Here is a 15,835-nt window from a genome sequence, read left to right as displayed (position 1 = left end):
CTCCATCCGGCGAGCAAGGTCGTTGTAACTGGAATTGTGCCTTGCCCCTCACCCGGATCGCATCTGCGATGCGATCCGACCTCTCCCCGTGAAGAACGGGGAGAGGTGGAAAGTTACGCCGCGGCCTGCTCGCGCGGCTGGGTGATCGCGATATGCCAGCAATGCGCGAGCGGCACGCCGTTGCCGAGCACCAGCGCATCGAGCTCGACGAAGCGGTGGCCCTTCTTGTCGTAATTGCCGGTCACCTTGGCGCGCGCGGTCAATTCGTCGCCGATCTTGCCCGCTGACAACAGCTGCATGCGGGTGCCGACATGGATCCAGGGCCCGAGGATCGCATTGTCGACCAGCACCTTGTTCATCACCCGCGGCAGCAGGCCGGGATGGCCGAGACCCTCGCGCAAGTAAATCGGGTCGGTCTCCCTGATATCGGCGAGATATTCCTTCGCGGCATCGCCCGACCAGTCGCGCGGGATGGTGCCGAGCCACTTGCCCTCCTCATAGGACGACGCGCTGACCGGCTTGCGCTCGGCGACAGCTGCGACCTGCTTGTAGTCGTCGAGCACGAATTTCGGCGCGGACGCCGGCAGCGAGGCGGTGCCGGTGGCGCAGAGCTCGCCGCGGCTATGGAGCTCGATCGTCAGCCCATTGCCGGTCTCCTGGCCCGTCAACTCCGCGATCTCGCCGTCATAGACCGGCTTGACGAAGCGCGCCTCGATCAGGCCGCGCGCGAGGAAATCGCGGCCCCATTTCTCGACCGGCAGGTGCATCATGTAGGCCATCACGTCGACGCCTGGCACCAGCCCGCCGGAAAAGCCGAACTTTCGCGCCACCGTGTCGTCGTGGATCTTGTTCTCCGACAGTTTCGAGGTGTTGTACGCCGAGACGCAGTAGGTCAGCGAAGCCGTCTTCGAATCCATGGGGTTTCCCCTTATTTCCGTTGTTTTTCTCAGGCAATCGTAGTCGAACCGGGCAGCGTGACAAGCCTCTCGTTTTGCTCGCTATTTTCCGCTCGATGGAGTACACGCAGGCCGCGCCTGCCAACCCTGGAATCGATGACGAAACCCCTGCTCCCACCCGCATCTATGTCGACGCCGACGCCTGCCCGGTGAAGGACGAGATCTATCGCGTCGCGATCCGGCTCGGCGTGCCCGTCAGCGTGGTCGCGGGCAATTTCATCCGCGTGCCGCAGGATCCGCTGATCGAGCGCATTGCGGCCGGTTCCGGCATGGATGCCGCCGACGACTGGATCGCGGAACGCGCGCATGAAGGCGACGTGGTGGTCACCGCGGACATTCCGCTGGCGAGCCGCTGCGTCAAGGCCGGCGCCGATGTGATCGCGCCGAACGGCAAGCCGTTCACCGAACAGTCGATCGGCATGACGCTTGCGGTGCGCAATCTGATGACCGATCTGCGCTCGTCGGGCGAGATCACCGGCGGGCCGAAATCATATTCGCCGCGCGACCGCTCGACCTTCCTGTCGACGCTCGACCAGACCATCCGCCGTATCCAGCGCCGCCGCGCCGAGCAGGCGCAGGCGAGCGAGCAGGGTTAGCGCAATGGCTCCGCCTCCTCATCCAGCTCAAGGACATCAGCCTGACCTTCGGCGGCACGCCGCTGCTGACGGGCGTCGAGCTCTCGGTCTCCGCCGGCGAGCGCGTCTGCCTGATCGGCCGCAACGGCTCCGGCAAGTCGACCCTGCTGCGGATCGCGGCCGGCCTGGTCGAGCCTGACGCCGGCAGCCGCTTCGTACAGCCCGGCGCCACCATCCGCTATCTGCCGCAAGAGCCGGATTTCGGCGAGCACAACACGACGCTCGCCTATGTCAAGGCCGGCCTCGGCCCCGGCGACGACCACTACCAGGCCCGCTATCTGCTCGAACAGCTCGGCCTCAGCGGCGAGGAAGATCCCGCGCTTGTCTCCGGCGGCGAGGCGCGCCGCGCGGCGCTGGCGCGCGTGCTGGCGCCCTCGCCCGATATCCTGCTGCTCGACGAGCCGACCAACCATCTCGACCTGCCGACCATCGAATGGCTCGAGGCCGAACTGGAAAGCCGGCGCTGCGCGCTGGTGCTGATCAGCCACGACCGCCGCTTCCTCACCAGTCTGTCGCGCACCACGGCCTGGCTCGACCGCGGCCAGATCCGGCAGATCGAGCGCGGCTTCGGCGCCTTCGAGGCGTGGCGCGACGAGGTGCTGGCGGAGGAAGAGCGCGAGCAGCACAAGCTCGACCGCAAGATCGTCAACGAGGAGCACTGGTTACGCTACGGCGTCTCCGGCCGCCGCAAGCGCAACGTCAAGCGGCTCGGCAATCTGCATGCGCTGCGCGACCAGCGCCGCAACTATCGCGGCGCCACCGGCAATGCCACGCTCGCCGCCGCCGAAGCCGAGAAATCCGGCCGCCTGGTGATCGAGGCCAAGAACATCGCGAAGGCGTTCGGCGAGCGCAGGATCGTCGACGGCTTCTCGACCCGGATCCAGCGCGGCGACCGGCTCGGCATTGTCGGCCCGAACGGCGCCGGCAAGACCACGCTGGTGCATCTGCTGATCGGCAACGATCCGCCCGACTCCGGTTCGGTGCGAACTCGGGCCAATATCGAGATGGCAACCCTCGACCAGCACCGCGAGAGCCTCGACCCGAAGCTGACGCTGGCCGAGGCGCTGACCGGCGGCCGCGGCGACCACGTCATGGTCGGCGACAAGTCGAAGCACGTCATCGGCTATATGAAAGACTTCCTGTTCGCGCAAGAGCAGCGCGGCACGCCGCTGGAAGCGCTCTCCGGCGGCGAGCGCGGCCGGCTGATGCTGGCGCGCGCGCTGGCCAAGCCGTCGAACCTTTTGATCCTGGACGAGCCGACCAACGACCTCGACCTCGAAACCCTCGACGTGCTCGAGGACATGCTCGGCGACTACGAGGGCACGGTGATCCTGATCAGCCACGACCGCGACTTCCTCGACCGCGTGGTGACGTCGGTGATCGTGCCCGAAGGCCAGGGACGCTGGATCGAATATGCCGGCGGCTACTCCGACATGCTGGCGCAGCGCGGCGCCGACGTGAAGCGCGAGGCGGTGAAGGCGGAAGCCCCGACCGAAGAGAAGAAGGAAACCAGGGCCGCAGCGCCCGAAGCAGCACCGAGGCGCCGGCTGAGCTTCAACGAGAAGCACGCGCTGGAAACCTTGCCGAAGACCATCGACAAGCTGCACAACGAGATCGCCAAGCAGCAGAAGCTGCTCGACGATCCCGATCTCTATACGAAGGATCGCAAGACATTCGACGCCGCCTCGGCCGCGATCGCAAAGGTGCAGCAAGAGCTCGCCGCCGCCGAGGACCGCTGGCTCGAACTCGAGGTGCTGCGTGAAGAGATCGAACAAGCATGAACACAATGATTCTTGCCGTCATTGCGAGGAGCGAAGCGACGAAGCAATCCATGCATCTGCAAACGCGGACAGATGGATTGCTTCGCTCCGCTCGCAATGACGGAAACTCTGCAATGGAGCCATCCCGATGACGACGCCCCTCGCCGCCAAGATCGCCAAGGAATACGGCACGCCCTGCGCCGTGATCGACATGGACCGGGTCGAGCGCAACATCGCGCGCATCCAGAAGGCCTGCGACGAGGCCGGCGTCGCCAACCGCCCGCACATCAAGACGCACAAGAACCCGATGCTGGCGCAGCTGCAGATCAAGGCCGGCGCCAAAGGCATCACCTGCCAGAAGCTTGGCGAGGCCGAGATCATGGCGGACGCTGGCATCGACAACATCCTGATCAGCTACAATCTGCTCGGTGACGAGAAGATGGCGCGGCTCGGCGCGCTGCAAGCAAAGGCCAACGTCACCGTCGCCGCCGACAATTCCGTCGTCGTCGGCGATCTGCCGAAGGCCGCAGCCGCCTCCGGCCGCGCGCTCTCCGTCGTGGTCGAATGCGACACCGGCCGCAAGCGCGCCGGCGTCGAGACCCCGGCCGAGGCGATCGCGCTGGCGCGGGAGATCGCGGCCTCCAAGGGCCTCAGCTTCGCGGGCTTCATGCTTTACCCGACCGAGACCGGCTGGGCCGATGCGCAGAAATTCTATGACGAGGCGCTGGCCGGCGTGCGCGCCCACGGCCTCGACGCGACCATCGTCTCCACCGGCGGCACGCCGAACCTGAAGAACCTCGGCAAACTGAAGGGCGGCACCGAGCATCGCTTCGGTACCTACATCTACAACGACCGCATGCAGGTCGCGGCCGGCGTCGCGACCTGGGACGATTGCGCGCTGCATATTTATTCCACCGTCGTCAGCCGCGCCGGCCCCGAGCGCGGCATCCTCGATGCCGGCTCCAAGACGCTGACCTCGGACACCGGCGGCCTCGAAGGCCACGGCCTGATCCTCGAACATCCGGAGGCCAGGATCGCGCGCTTCGCCGAGGAGCACGGCTTCCTCGATCTGTCTCGCAGCAACACGCGGCCCAATGTCGGCGACGTGGTGCGGATCGTGCCCAATCACGTCTGCGTCGTCGTCAATATGATGGACGAGGTCGTGATGGTGCGCGGTGACGAGATCATCGGTGCGTTGCCGGTGACGGCGCGGGGGAAATTGCGCTAGCCGACCGCCCGCGCATCCTTCGAGGCTCGCTTCGCGCGCACCTCAGGATGACGCTCTCTCGAAGCCGTCACCCTGAGGTGCCGTAGCGAAGCGGAGGCCTCGAAGGGCGGCGGCGGGCCAAAGGTCGCGCAGCGCACAAACCTCGCTACTCCCGCATCAGCGCCTGCAGCTCGCGATCCAGCGCCGCGCGAAACACCTCGATCGGCCGCGCCAGGCGGCCGGCCGGCGGGCGATGCACGATCCAGGCGCGGACTGCGGGATTGAAATCGGCGATCTTCACGGCCTTGAGCCGGCTGCGGATCGGGCTTCGTTTCAGCGCCACCGGCGTCACGAGGCCGATGCCGAGCCCGCGCGCCACCAGCGACAGCCGCAGCTCGCTGTCGAGCGCCTCGACCGCGATGTTGAACGGCAGATGCGCCGCATCGAAATGGCGCTTCAGGGTCTGGCGGAAGCCGCAGCCGTCCTGGTTGATCACCCATCCGGTCCGCGACACCCATTCGAGATCGACTGACTTCGGCGTCTTCATGTCGCGCGCGACGACGAACACCACCGGCTGCGCGCCGAGATCGTCGGCCGCGAGATCGTCGGGCGGCGCGGTGCCGTCAGGCAAACAGATTGCCGCGGCATCGAGCTCGTTGCGGCTGACCCGCTCCATGTGGTTGGGCGACCAGCCCGAGACGACGCGCACCGCCAGCGCCGGAAATTCGCCGCGCACCGCGTCGAGCGGTCCGGTCAGCCCGGCCTCCGACAAAAACGGTGTCAGGCCGAGCCTGAACTCGCCGCGCACCACGCCGTCATTGGCGACGCCTGACTTGAGGTCGTCGAGCATGCGCAGCAGCCGACGGCCCTGCTCATAGGCCTCGATTCCCGCCGCCGTTGGCTTCAACGGCTTGGAGAGCCGGTCGAGCAGCTGCGCGCCGAGCATCTCCTCGAGATTCTGGATCCGCCGCGTCACGCCGGGCTGGGTCAGGTTCAGCCGCGCCGAGGCCGCGACGATCGATCCGGTCTCGACGACGGCGACGAACGCCACGAGGTCATGGGTGTTCATAACAATCTCGCATATTCTTCATCATCTTATTTGAATTGTAGCATATTATCCCGATCCCCTAAAGGGGGCCTCGCCACTCCATCGCGAGGTCCCATGACCATCTCCGAAGCCACCAAACTCTCCCCGGCGCGCACCGTCGCCGTGCGTCCGCTGATCTGGATCGGCGCCATCACGACCGGCGCCGTCGTCACCAATCTCTTTGCGCCGCAGATCCTCGTTGGCCTGATGGGCCGCTCGCTCGGCATGACCGCGCTAGAGGCCGGCCTGATCTCGACGTTGACCCTGCTCGGCTACGCGCTCGGGCTGCTGCTGCTGGTGCCGCTGGTCGACCTCGTCGAGAACAAGCGGCTGATCCTGCGCACGTTGGCCTGCGCCATCGTCGCGGCGATCGGCACCGCGATGGCGCCGACGCCGCTGATCCTGCTGGCTGCCACCTTCATCCTTGGCGCGTCGTGCGCCGCGATCCAGATGGTGGTGCCGCTGGTGGCGTCGATGGTGCCGCCGGAGCGCCGGGGACAGGCGATCGGCGATGTGATGAGCGGCCTGATGATCGGCATCCTGCTGTCGCGGCCGATGGCGAGCCTGATCGCGGACAGCTGGAACTGGCGCGGCAACTATGTCACCTCGGCCGTGCTGATGACGGTGCTCGCCGGCGCGCTGGCGCGCACGCTGCCGACGCTACAGCCGGCGGCGAAGGTCAGCTACGGCGCGCTGCTGCGTTCGTTCCCAAGACTGCTGCGCGAGGAGCCGGTGCTGCGCGTTCGCTCCTGGACCGCGGCGCTAGTGATGGCCTCGTTCACTGCGTTCTGGGCCGCCGTGGCGCTGCGCCTGCCGGATGCGCCGTTCAAGCTCGACGCCAAGGGCATCGCACTGTTCGCACTGATCGGCATTGCCGGCGCTATCGCGACACCGCTGGCCGGCCGCTGGGGCGACCGTGGCCTGGCGCGGCCGATGCTGATCGGCTCGCACCTGCTGATATCCGCATCGCTGGCGCTGTGCGCGTGGGCCGGCGTGCTGGAGTCGCGGATCGCAGCACTCGTCGTGCTGAGCCTCGGCACCATCCTGCTCGATCTCGGCATCACCACCGACCAGACGCTCGGCCGCCGCGCCGTCAACCTGCTGCGCCCCGAGGCGCGCGGCCGCATCAACGGCCTGTTCGTGGCGCTGTTCTTCATCGGCGGCGCGGTCGGCGCGGCAGCGGCATCCGCGGCGTGGAGCTTTGGTGGCTGGACAGCTGTGTGCGCAGTGGCTGCGGCGTTCGGTGTGCTCGGCTTGATCACGGACATCGCGACGAAGACGGGCTCGGAATGAGCGGCATCGCGTAGGATGGGTAGAGCCAACGGGGCCGCGCAAAGCGCGGCCCCGTCGGCTCTACCCATCCTACAGAGCTACGATTTCTGCACGAACCATCGTAACACGCCCCTCCCAGCTGCGACGCCGGTTGCAAACGACGCCTGCAACAGATAGCCGCCGGTCGGCGCTTCCCAATCGAGCATCTCGCCGGCCACGAAGACGCCGGGCAGCCGCCGCAGCATGAACTGCGTGTCGAGTTCGTCGAACCTGATCCCGCCGGCGCTCGAGATCGCGCGAGCGATCGGCGCCACGCCGGTGACCTTGATCGGCACCGCATTGATCAGCTCGGCCAATTCCGCCGGCGGCAGCGCGGTCAGCGAACGGCCGGCGGCGACGGTCGCCTCCTGCAACAGCCCGATGCCGACCGGCGAGAGCTGCGCGGCCTTGCGCAGGAAATTGGAAAGGGATTGCTTGCCCTTCGGCGCCGACAGACGCGCGACCAGTTCGTCGCCCGCGGCATCGGGCCGCAACGCCACCGTCAGTGTCGCCGTTTCCTTGGCGAGCACCGCCTCGCGCAATTCCGCCGACAGCGCATAGATCGCACCGCCTTCGATGCCGGCATCGGTGACGATGGCCTCGCCGCGCACCGTATGCGAGCCGATCGTGAGCGCGACGCCCTTGAGCGGCTGGCCCTCGAACCGGTCGCGGAAGATATTCGACCACGCAACCGTGAAGCCGGAATTGGCTGGCTTGATCGGCGCCACCGCAACGCCCTTCGCGGTGAGGATCTCCGCCCAGGCGCCGTCCGAGCCGAGCCGCGGCCAGCTCGCGCCGCCGAGCGCCAGCACGGTTGCATCGGCATTGACTGTGCGCTGGCCGTCCGGCGTCTCGAACAGCAGTCCCCCGCGCGCGTCCCATCCAACCCAGCGATGCCGGAATGTGAACGCGACGCCCGCGGAATCGAGCCGCCGTAGCCAGGCGCGCAGCAGGGGCGACGCCTTGAACGCCTCGGGGAATACGCGGCCGCTGCTGCCGACGAATGTCGGCTGCCCCAGCGCATCGCTCCAGACGCGCAGTGCTTCAGGCGGAAAAGCCTCGACCGCAGCCTTCAGATGCGGCATCGCCTCGCGATAGCGCGCAAGGAAATCCGGCAGCGGCTCGGAGTGCGTAAGATTGAGCCCGCCACGGCCGGCCATCAGGAACTTGCGGCCGGCCGACGGCATCGCATCGTAGACGGTAACCTGTGCGCCACCTTGGGCGAGCACCTCCGCCGCCATCAGGCCGGCAGGTCCGGCTCCGATGACGGCGACGGTCATGCTCAGAGCTTGATCCCGGCCCGCGCGGCGGCCTGGGCGACATACTTCTGGGTCTGCTCGAACGCGCCCTGCAGCGCCTTCGCGGTCGACATGTCGCTGATCGCGTTGAAGTGCGCGGCGACGCCGTCCGGCGTCCATTCGGACTGCGGCAGGTTGACGCCTTCGGTCTCCAGCACACGGATCACGGCGAACGAGCCGGCGCCGGCGCCCATGATGGTGCGGGTCGGTGCGTCTTCCGAGAGCAGGAATTCGACCGCGGGCGTGATCGCTTCCGGCTTCATCAGCGCCAGCGCCTGCGGCGGCAGCAGTTCCTCGGTCATGCGGGTCGCAGCGGTCGGCGAGATGGTGTTGACCTTGATGTTGTTCTTGCGGCCCTCTTCGGCGAGCACGTTCATCAGGCCGACCATGCCGGCCTTCGCCGCGCCGTAATTGGCCTGGCCGAAATTGCCGAACAGGCCGGACGACGACGTCGTCAGCACGATGCGGCCGTAATTGCGCTCGCGCATGCCGGCCCACACCGCCTTGCAGCAGAAGAAGGTGCCGGTGAGATGCACGTCGAGCACCTTGGCCCAGTCGGCGACCTCGAGCTTGGTGAACGACTTGTCGCGCAGGATGCCGGCATTGGCGCACAAGAGATCGACGCTGCCCCACTCCTTGGTGGCGCGCTCGACCATCGCGGTGACCTGCTCGAAGTTCGAGACGTCGGCGCCGTCGGCCATCGCGGTGCCGCCGGCTTTCCGGATCTCCTCGACCACGGTCTCGGCCGGCGACAGCGACCCACCGGTGCCGTCGCGCGCGCCGCCGAAATCGTTGACCACCACCTTGGCGCCGCGGCTGGCGAGCCCCAGCGCATGCGCCCGTCCGAGACCATTGCCCGCGCCGGTGACGATAGCGACGCGTCCGTCAAACCTGATTGCCATGCTTGTCATTCCTGCTCTGACTTCCCTTCTCCCCTTGTGGGAGAAGGTGGCGCGCGCGAGCGCGCCGGATGAGGGGTTCTCTCCACGGATGAGCACGCGGAGAGAGACCCCTCACCCGGCTTCATCTCGCTCCGCTCGAATTCGCCACCCCTCCCACAAGGGGAGAGGGTTAATGCCCGAGCGGCATGAAAAGGTTGGGGACTTTTGAGCAGCGATGGATGGCCGGGTCAAGTCCGGCCGAGACTGGCAAGGGCGGCCACCGGGCGCGCTAGACCGAAGGGGTCATCGACCCGCAGGGTTTCAGACTTTTGAGCAGATGCCCGCTCCAGCACTCGTGATGCTCTTGAGCGTAGCTAATCGCACCGATCACAATCAAAGCGACTACGACAATTCCGGCGACGATGTTTTGCACCATGGCTGCCACTCCCGGGACCGCACCGCCTAAAGCGGGCATCATGGACACCAGGGAACACAGCCGTCAATGCGCTACATGGGGCCAGAGCAGAGCATCGCCAAAAAAATCAGATTGGGGTGGCTCGCTGCACCTCCCCCGCTTGCGGGAGAGGTGGCGCAACTCTTCGCGGTTGCAACACAACCGCGTCTTGTGACCCTCAGCTGAAATAGATCAGTCCGAGCCAGTCGGCGACCAGCGCGGGCTTTTCCTCGCCCTCGATCTCGACCGTGACGTTGGTGCGCGACAACAACTCCTTCGGCTTGCGCAGCGTGGCTTCGGCCAGCACGAAGCGGCCGCGGACGCGCTTGCCCGAGCGCACCGGCGAGATGAAGCGCAGCTTGTCGAAGCCGTAATTGACGCCCATCGCGGTGCCCTCGAGCACCGGCATCACCTCGTAGGACATGATCGACATCAGCGACATCGTCAGGAAGCCATGCGCGATCGTGGTGCCGAAGGCGGTCTCCTTCCTGGCGCGCTCGGGATCGACGTGAATGAACTGGTGATCCTCGATCACGTCGGCATAGGTGTCGATGCGGCCCTGATCGAGCAGGTGCCACGAGGACACGCCGATCTCCTTGCCGACCATGCCCTGGTAGGTTTCCAGCGACACCGGCGGCTTCTTCCAGACTTCGTTCATTGGCTAACCTCTGCTAACCGGAGGTCCGCACCTTCTGCAGCTCCGGAAATTCTTCCTCGCGGAACTCGACCCCGCGCAACGCATCGCTTCTGACATCGTCGTGTTCGAGCCGGCGCAACTGCACGCGACGGATTTTTCCAGAAATCGTCTTCGGCAGTTCGGTGACCAGCTCGAGCTTGCGGATGCGTTTAAACGGTGCGAGCCGCGTGTGCAAATGCTTGAAGATCGACAGCGCGGTCTCCGGCGTTCGTTCGACGCCTGATACCAGCAGCACATAGGCCTTCGGGACCGCCAGCCGGATCGGGTCCGGGCTCGGCACCACGGCGGCTTCGGCCACCGCGTCGTGCTCGAGCAGCACGCTCTCCAGCTCGAACGGTGAGATGCGGTAGTCGGAGGATTTGAATACGTCGTCGGTGCGACCGACGAAGGTCAGATAACCCTCGTCATCGGTGAACACGACGTCGCCGCTGCGATAGATCTCGCCGTCGGTGCCGATCAGCTTGCCGTCGTCGCCCTGATAGCCCTGCATCAAGCCCGCCGGCCGGTCTGCGCCGAGCAGCAAGGTCACCTCGCCTTCCTTCGCGGGGTGGCCGTCATTGTCGGTGACCTGCACGCGATAGCCCGGCAGCGGCCGGCCCATCGAGCCGACCTTGACCTTCTGACCCGGCGAGTTGCCGGCCAGCGCGGTGGTTTCGGTCTGGCCGTAGCCGTCGCGGATGGTCAGCCCCCAGGCAGATTGACCTGGTCGATGATCTCCGGATTGAGCGGCTCGCCGGCGCCGCACACCTCGCGCAGCGAGACCTTGAAGCTCGCAAGGTCCTCCTGGATGAACATCCGCCACACCGTCGGCGGCGCGCACAGCGTGGTGATGCCGCAGCGGCCGATGATCGAGAGCAGTCCCTTCGCCTCGAAGCGTGGCTGGTTCGCGATAAAGATCGTCGCGCCGGCATTCCACGGCGCGAAGAAGCAGCTCCAGGCACGCCTGGCCCAGCCGGGCGAGGAGATGTTGAGATGGATGTCGCCGGGCTGCAGGCCGATCCAGTACATGGTCGAGAGATGGCCGACCGGATAGCTGCGCTGGCTGTGCCGCACCAGCTTCGGCTTTGCCGTGGTGCCCGAGGTGAAATAGAGCAGCATCGGGTCGTCGGCCTTGGTCGGGCCATCGGCCGTGAATGCGTCGGACTGCTTGGCGGCATCCTCGAACGGCAGCCAGCCGTCCTGCGCCTGTGTCGCGCCGACCACGATGCGGACGAGCTTGTCGCTGCCGAGGCCTGCGAATTTCGCGACCTGATCCTGCGTGGCAACCACCGCCCTCGCCTTGCCGCGATCGAGCCGGTCGCGCAATTCATCCGCGGTCAAGAGCGTGGTGGCGGGGATCACGACGACGCCGAGCTTCATCGCCGCCAGCATGGTCTCCCACAGCGGCACGACATTGCCGAGCAACAGCAACAGATGATCGCCGCGCTTCAGCCCCTGCGCGCGCAGGAAATTTGCAACCTGGCTTGAGCGGCGCGACAGCTCGGCGAAGGAAAGCTTGGTCTCGTTGCCGCTAGCGGCATCGACGATCCACAGCGCCAGCCGGTCGCGGCTTTCGGGACTTTGCGCGAGCTCGGCATCAAACCAGTCGAGCGCCCAGTTGAACGGCACCGGATCGGGCCAGCGAAATCCCTTCACCGCGGCGTCGTAGTCGGTGCGGTGCTTGAGCAGAAGGCGCGTGCGTCCTGAAATGTGGTCATCCGGCTTCACCACGTATTCTGTCGTCATCCTGAGGAGCCGCGCATTGCGCGGCGTCTCGAAGCGATGGCCACGGACACCATCTTTCCATCCTTCGAGGCTCGCTCCGCTCGCACCTCAGGATGACGGCGATTTACTTCGGCAAGGGCCCTAACGTGCTGGATAATCCGGAAAAGTCGACCCCGCCGTGGCCCGACGCGTCGAAGGTCTTATAGATCTCCTGCGCGTGCTTGCCGAGCGGCGTGACCGCGCCGGCGGCATTGGCGGCGTCCTGCGCCAGGGTCAGGTCCTTGACCATCAGGTTCGAAGCAAAACCCGGCTTGTAATCGTTGTTGGCCGGCGACGTCGGCACCGGGCCGGGAACCGGGCAATAGGTCGTCAGCGACCAGCACTGTCCCGACGAGGTCGAGGCGACGTCGAACAGCGCCTGGTGCGACAGGCCGAGCTTTTCGGCGAGCACGAAAGCCTCGCCGACCGCGATCATGGAAATACCGAGGATCATATTATTGCAGATCTTGGCTGCCTGCCCTGCACCGCCCGCGCCGCAATGCACGATCTTCTTGCCCATGTTTGCCAACATCGGCTGGGCCGCCGCGAATGCCTTCGGCTCGCCGCCGCACATGAAGGTCAGCGTCGCGCCCTTGGCGCCACCGGTGCCGCCGGAGACCGGCGCGTCGACCGAGGCCATGCCGTGCTTGGCAGCCAGCACATGCGCCTGCTTTGCGCTTTCGACGTCGATGGTCGAGCAGTCGATGATCAGCGCGCCGTTGGCCATCGCGGGCAGCACCTCGTTCCAGACGCCGAGCACGTGCTTGCCGGCCGGCAGCATGGTGATGACGACATCGGCGCCCTTCACCGCAGCAACGCTGCTCTCGGCGATCGCGGCGCCGTCACTCCTGGCCTGATCGCGAGACGCTGCGACCAGATCGAACGCGGTCACCTTGTGGCCGGCCTTGACCAGATTGGCGGCCATCGGCCCGCCCATATTGCCGAGCCCGATGAATGCGACGTTTGCCATGGGAAGTCCTCCGCTTGCGACGTTTCGATTTGCTGTCGGGAAATTTCAATTCGTCAGCGCCGATCTCGGCGAAGTAAGGCGTGAGCATCTCCGGCGTCACCTGTTCGATCCCGGCCGGCGACCATGTCGGATTGCGATCCTTGTCGATGACGGCTGCGCGCACGCCCTCGCGGAAATCGTCGCTGGCGAACACCTCGAGCGCGGCGCGATATTCGCGCTTCAGGCACTCTTCCAGCGTCGCGGTCGCGCGCGCCAGCCGCAGCAGTTTCAGCGTCACCACCATGCCGCGCGGCGACTTCTCACTGAGCGTCTTTAGCGTGGCCTGCGCCATATCCGATCCGTCGGCCGTCAGCGCGGCGACGACGTCCTCCATCCGGCCGTGTGCGAACCAGCCGTCGATTTTGGCCTGCATCGCGGCGACAGGGCCAGCCGTCTCGCTAGTGGCGAAGCCTCCGATCAGCCGATCAATCTCGGCCGAACTCGTACCCGGCGTAACCTTGGTCAGCGCCTCGCGCAGCGCCGGCAGCTTTGCGCTCGGCACCACGGCGTCGGCGAATTTGGCGTAGATCGCATCGGGTCCGTTCATGGTGGTGCCGGTGAGCCCGAAATAGGTGCCGATCTCACCCGGCGAGCGCGACAGCAGATAGGTGCCGCCGACATCGGGGAAGAAACCGAGGCCGACCTCGGGCATCGCGAGCTTGGTCCGCTCCGTCACCACGCGGTGGCGGCTATGCGCCGACAGCCCGACGCCGCCGCCCATCACGATGCCGTCCATGAAGGCGACATAGGGCTTTGGGAACTTCTTGATCCGCGCGTTGAGGATGTATTCGTCGCGCCACAGGATCTTGCCGAGATCGCCCTTGACCTTGGAGCTCTCCCAGAGCGCGCGGATGTCGCCGCCGGCGCACAGGCCGCGCTCGCCCGCGCCCTCCAGCACGATGACAGCGACATCGGGATCGGCCTCGAACGCATCGAGCGCCCTGTCGATGTCGTGGAACATCTCCAGCGTCACGGCATTGATCGCCTTCGGTCGGTTGAGCCGGATAATGCCGGCAGAACCTTCCTTGCGCGCGATCAGGTCGCCCTCGGCTGCTGCCGCATCATTCATCGCGCGCCCTCGATCAACTTGCGCGACACGATCAGCCGCATGATTTCATTGGTGCCTTCGAGGATCTGGTGCACGCGCAGATCGCGCACGATCTTCTCGACGCCGTATTCGCTGAGGTAGCCGTAGCCACCATGCAGCTGCAGCGCCTGGTTGGCGACCTCGAAGCCGACATCGGTGCCAAACCGTTTTGCCATCGCGCACAGCATGGAAGCGTCCGGATCCTTGCGGTCGAGCGCGGCGGCCGCCCGCCACAGGAAGGTGCGTGCGGCTTCCAGCTCGGTCGCCATGTCGGCGATCTTGAATTGCAGCGCCTGGAATTCGTCGAGGCGTTTGCCGAATGCCTTGCGGTCCTTCATGTAGGCCAACGCCTTGTCGAGCGCCGCCTGCGCGCCGCCGAGCGAGCACGCCGCGATGTCGAGCCGGCCGCCGTCGAGCCCGGCCATCGCGATCTTGAAGCCGATGCCCTCCTCGCCGAGCCGGTTCGCGACCGGCACGCGCGCGTTCTCGAACATGACAGCGCGGGTCGGCTGCGCATTCCAGCCCATCTTGCGCTCGTTATTGCCGAACGACACGCCTGGCGTCTTGCCGTCGACGACAAGCGTCGAGACGCCGCCGGGTCCGTCGCCGCCGGTGCGCACCATCGCCACCAACAGGTCGGTGCTGCCGGCGCCAGAGATGAACTGCTTCTGGCCGTTGAGCACGTAATGATCGCCGTCGCGCACCGCGCGGGTGCGCAACGCGGCAGCGTCGGAGCCGGCACCCGGCTCGGTCAGGCAGTAGCTGGCGATCAGCTCCATGGTGCAGAGCTTCGGCAGCCATGTGTGGCGCTGGGTGTCGCTGCCATAGGCATCGATCATCCAGGACGCCATGTTGTGGATCGAGATGAAGGCCGACGTGGTCGGGCACCCCGTCGCCAGCGCCTCGAAGATCAGCGCCGCGTCGAACCGCGTCATCGCCGAGCCGCCGACATCGTCCTTGATATAGATGCCGCCGATGCCGAGGCCTGCTGCCTCGCGCATCACGTCGACTGGAAAGTGCTTTGTCTCGTCCCATTCGAGCGCGTGCGGCGCGATCTTCTCCGCCGCAAACGCCCGCGCCATGTCGCGAACCGCGATCTGGTCCTCGTTGAGAGCGAACTGCATCTCGCCGCCTAGCCCTGAAGGTTACCCCACCGTCATTGCGAGGAGCGAAGCGACGAAGCAATCCATTCTTCCACGCGGGGGATAGATGGATTGCTTCGCTGCGCTCGCAATGACGTTCCCGGAAATTACTTCATCGTCGGGATCGAGAACTCCGCGCCTTCCTTGACGCCGGACGGCCAGCGCGAGGTCACCGTCTTGGTCTTGGTGTAGAAGCGGATCGAGTCCGGACCGTGCTGGTTGAGGTCGCCGAAGCCGGACTTCTTCCAGCCGCCGAAGGTGTAATAGGCGATCGGCACCGGGATCGGCACGTTGATGCCGACCATGCCGACATTGACCTTGGCGGCGAAGTCGCGCGCGGCGTCGCCGTCGCGGGTGAAGATCGCGACGCCGTTGCCGTAGTCGTGGTCGGACGGCAGCGCCAGCGCCTCGTGATAGTCGTGGGCGCGCACCACCGAGAGCACCGGGCCGAAGATCTCTTCCTTGTAGATCCGCATGTCCTTGGTGACGTTGTCGAACAGCGAACCGCCGAGATAGAAGCCCTTCTCCAGGTGCTGCTAACCCATCATGCAGAACTATGCTTAACCTT

At 66.2% G+C, this 15,835-nt stretch carries 10 protein-coding genes and 4 pseudogenes; 4 read left to right on the top strand and 10 right to left on the bottom strand.

What is annotated here, in order from left to right; all coding sequences use genetic code 11:
* Positions 1-113 precede the first annotated feature (113 nt).
* Positions 114-917, bottom strand: coding sequence for a hypothetical protein (locus ACSKB9_RS00070; RefSeq protein ID WP_438070981.1), 804 nt, complete (start codon positions 915-917; stop codon positions 114-116).
* Between the two features lie 95 nt (positions 918-1,012).
* Here ACSKB9_RS00070 and ACSKB9_RS00065 point away from each other — a divergent pair, with 95 nt between their 5' ends.
* From ACSKB9_RS00065 to ACSKB9_RS00055, 3 genes and pseudogenes are all read left to right on the top strand, one after another.
* Positions 1,013-1,552 (top strand): YaiI/YqxD family protein, encoded by a 540-nt coding sequence (locus ACSKB9_RS00065; protein WP_438079989.1) that lies wholly within the window; start codon positions 1,013-1,015, stop codon positions 1,550-1,552.
* 4 nt (positions 1,553-1,556) lie between these two features.
* Positions 1,557-3,372: pseudogene (locus ACSKB9_RS00060) on the top strand (ABC-F family ATP-binding cassette domain-containing protein).
* Positions 3,373-3,499: 127 nt separating this feature from the next.
* On the top strand, positions 3,500-4,579 hold the full coding sequence (locus tag ACSKB9_RS00055) for a D-TA family PLP-dependent enzyme (protein ID WP_438070979.1): 1,080 nt from the start codon (positions 3,500-3,502) through the stop codon (positions 4,577-4,579).
* Between the two features lie 145 nt (positions 4,580-4,724).
* On the opposite strand, the gene ACSKB9_RS00050 is transcribed toward ACSKB9_RS00055, so the two are convergent.
* Positions 4,725-5,627, bottom strand: a complete 903-nt coding sequence (locus tag ACSKB9_RS00050) for a LysR family transcriptional regulator (protein ID WP_438070977.1) — start codon at positions 5,625-5,627, stop codon at positions 4,725-4,727.
* A 93-nt stretch (positions 5,628-5,720) separates the two neighbouring features.
* Between ACSKB9_RS00050 and ACSKB9_RS00045 the strand changes: the two genes are divergently transcribed.
* The gene (locus ACSKB9_RS00045; protein ID WP_438070975.1) at positions 5,721-6,938 is read left to right on the top strand and encodes an MFS transporter; all 1,218 of its coding nucleotides are present in this window, start codon (positions 5,721-5,723) and stop codon (positions 6,936-6,938) included.
* A 77-nt stretch (positions 6,939-7,015) separates the two neighbouring features.
* Here ACSKB9_RS00045 and ACSKB9_RS00040 read toward each other — a convergent pair whose 3' ends face one another.
* The 8 genes and pseudogenes from ACSKB9_RS00040 to ACSKB9_RS00005 form a co-directional block, all read right to left on the bottom strand.
* A complete protein-coding gene (locus tag ACSKB9_RS00040) occupies positions 7,016-8,236 on the bottom strand; it encodes a TIGR03862 family flavoprotein (RefSeq protein WP_438070973.1) in 1,221 nt (406 codons plus the stop codon).
* Between the two features lie 2 nt (positions 8,237-8,238).
* Complete coding sequence (locus ACSKB9_RS00035; protein WP_057019767.1) at positions 8,239-9,156, bottom strand: SDR family NAD(P)-dependent oxidoreductase; 918 nt, start codon at positions 9,154-9,156, stop codon at positions 8,239-8,241.
* A gap of 611 nt (positions 9,157-9,767) precedes the next feature.
* Positions 9,768-10,247, bottom strand: coding sequence for a MaoC family dehydratase (locus ACSKB9_RS00030; RefSeq protein WP_016846543.1), 480 nt, complete (start codon positions 10,245-10,247; stop codon positions 9,768-9,770).
* Positions 10,248-10,260: 13 nt separating this feature from the next.
* Positions 10,261-11,983, bottom strand: a pseudogene (locus ACSKB9_RS00025) (AMP-binding protein).
* 138 nt (positions 11,984-12,121) lie between these two features.
* A pseudogene (gene mmsB / locus ACSKB9_RS00020) lies at positions 12,122-12,966 on the bottom strand (3-hydroxyisobutyrate dehydrogenase); the annotation flags it as partial.
* Entirely contained in the window at positions 12,872-14,107 is a 1,236-nt protein-coding gene (locus ACSKB9_RS00015; protein WP_438070970.1) for an enoyl-CoA hydratase/isomerase family protein, read from the bottom strand. The gene ACSKB9_RS00015 and the pseudogene mmsB, both read right to left, overlap by 95 nt.
* Positions 14,104-15,249: an isobutyryl-CoA dehydrogenase gene (locus ACSKB9_RS00010; RefSeq protein WP_438070968.1), complete on the bottom strand. Its 1,146-nt coding sequence runs from the start codon at positions 15,247-15,249 to the stop codon at positions 14,104-14,106. Before ACSKB9_RS00010 ends, ACSKB9_RS00015 begins: the two co-directional genes overlap by 4 nt.
* Positions 15,250-15,374: 125 nt before the next feature.
* A pseudogene (locus tag ACSKB9_RS00005) lies at positions 15,375-15,803 on the bottom strand (aldehyde dehydrogenase family protein); the annotation flags it as partial.
* Positions 15,804-15,835 lie beyond the last annotated feature (32 nt).

Origin of the sequence: Bradyrhizobium sp. BR 1433, from assembly GCF_051547665.1 — a bacterium.
Classification (GTDB): domain Bacteria; phylum Pseudomonadota; class Alphaproteobacteria; order Rhizobiales; family Xanthobacteraceae; genus Bradyrhizobium; species Bradyrhizobium australafricanum.
Note: the sequence above shows the minus strand (reverse complement) of the source record. Positions and strands in the feature narration are given on the sequence as shown.

Bases quoted from the DNA above. Each gene is read 5' to 3' on its own strand.
- ACSKB9_RS00065 (WP_438079989.1), top strand. From the start codon at position 1,013: ATGGAGTACACGCAGGCCGCGCCTGCCAACCCTGGAATCGATGACGAA.
- ACSKB9_RS00035 (WP_057019767.1), bottom strand. From the start codon at position 9,156: ATGGCAATCAGGTTTGACGGACGCGTCGCTATCGTCACCGGCGCGGGC.
- ACSKB9_RS00050 (WP_438070977.1), bottom strand. From the start codon at position 5,627: ATGAACACCCATGACCTCGTGGCGTTCGTCGCCGTCGTCGAGACCGGA.
- ACSKB9_RS00055 (WP_438070979.1), top strand. From the start codon at position 3,500: ATGACGACGCCCCTCGCCGCCAAGATCGCCAAGGAATACGGCACGCCC.
- ACSKB9_RS00045 (WP_438070975.1), top strand. From the start codon at position 5,721: ATGACCATCTCCGAAGCCACCAAACTCTCCCCGGCGCGCACCGTCGCC.
- ACSKB9_RS00015 (WP_438070970.1), bottom strand. From the start codon at position 14,107: ATGAATGATGCGGCAGCAGCCGAGGGCGACCTGATCGCGCGCAAGGAA.
- ACSKB9_RS00040 (WP_438070973.1), bottom strand. From the start codon at position 8,236: ATGACCGTCGCCGTCATCGGAGCCGGACCTGCCGGCCTGATGGCGGCG.
- ACSKB9_RS00030 (WP_016846543.1), bottom strand. From the start codon at position 10,247: ATGAACGAAGTCTGGAAGAAGCCGCCGGTGTCGCTGGAAACCTACCAG.
- ACSKB9_RS00010 (WP_438070968.1), bottom strand. From the start codon at position 15,249: ATGCAGTTCGCTCTCAACGAGGACCAGATCGCGGTTCGCGACATGGCG.
- ACSKB9_RS00070 (WP_438070981.1), bottom strand. From the start codon at position 917: ATGGATTCGAAGACGGCTTCGCTGACCTACTGCGTCTCGGCGTACAAC.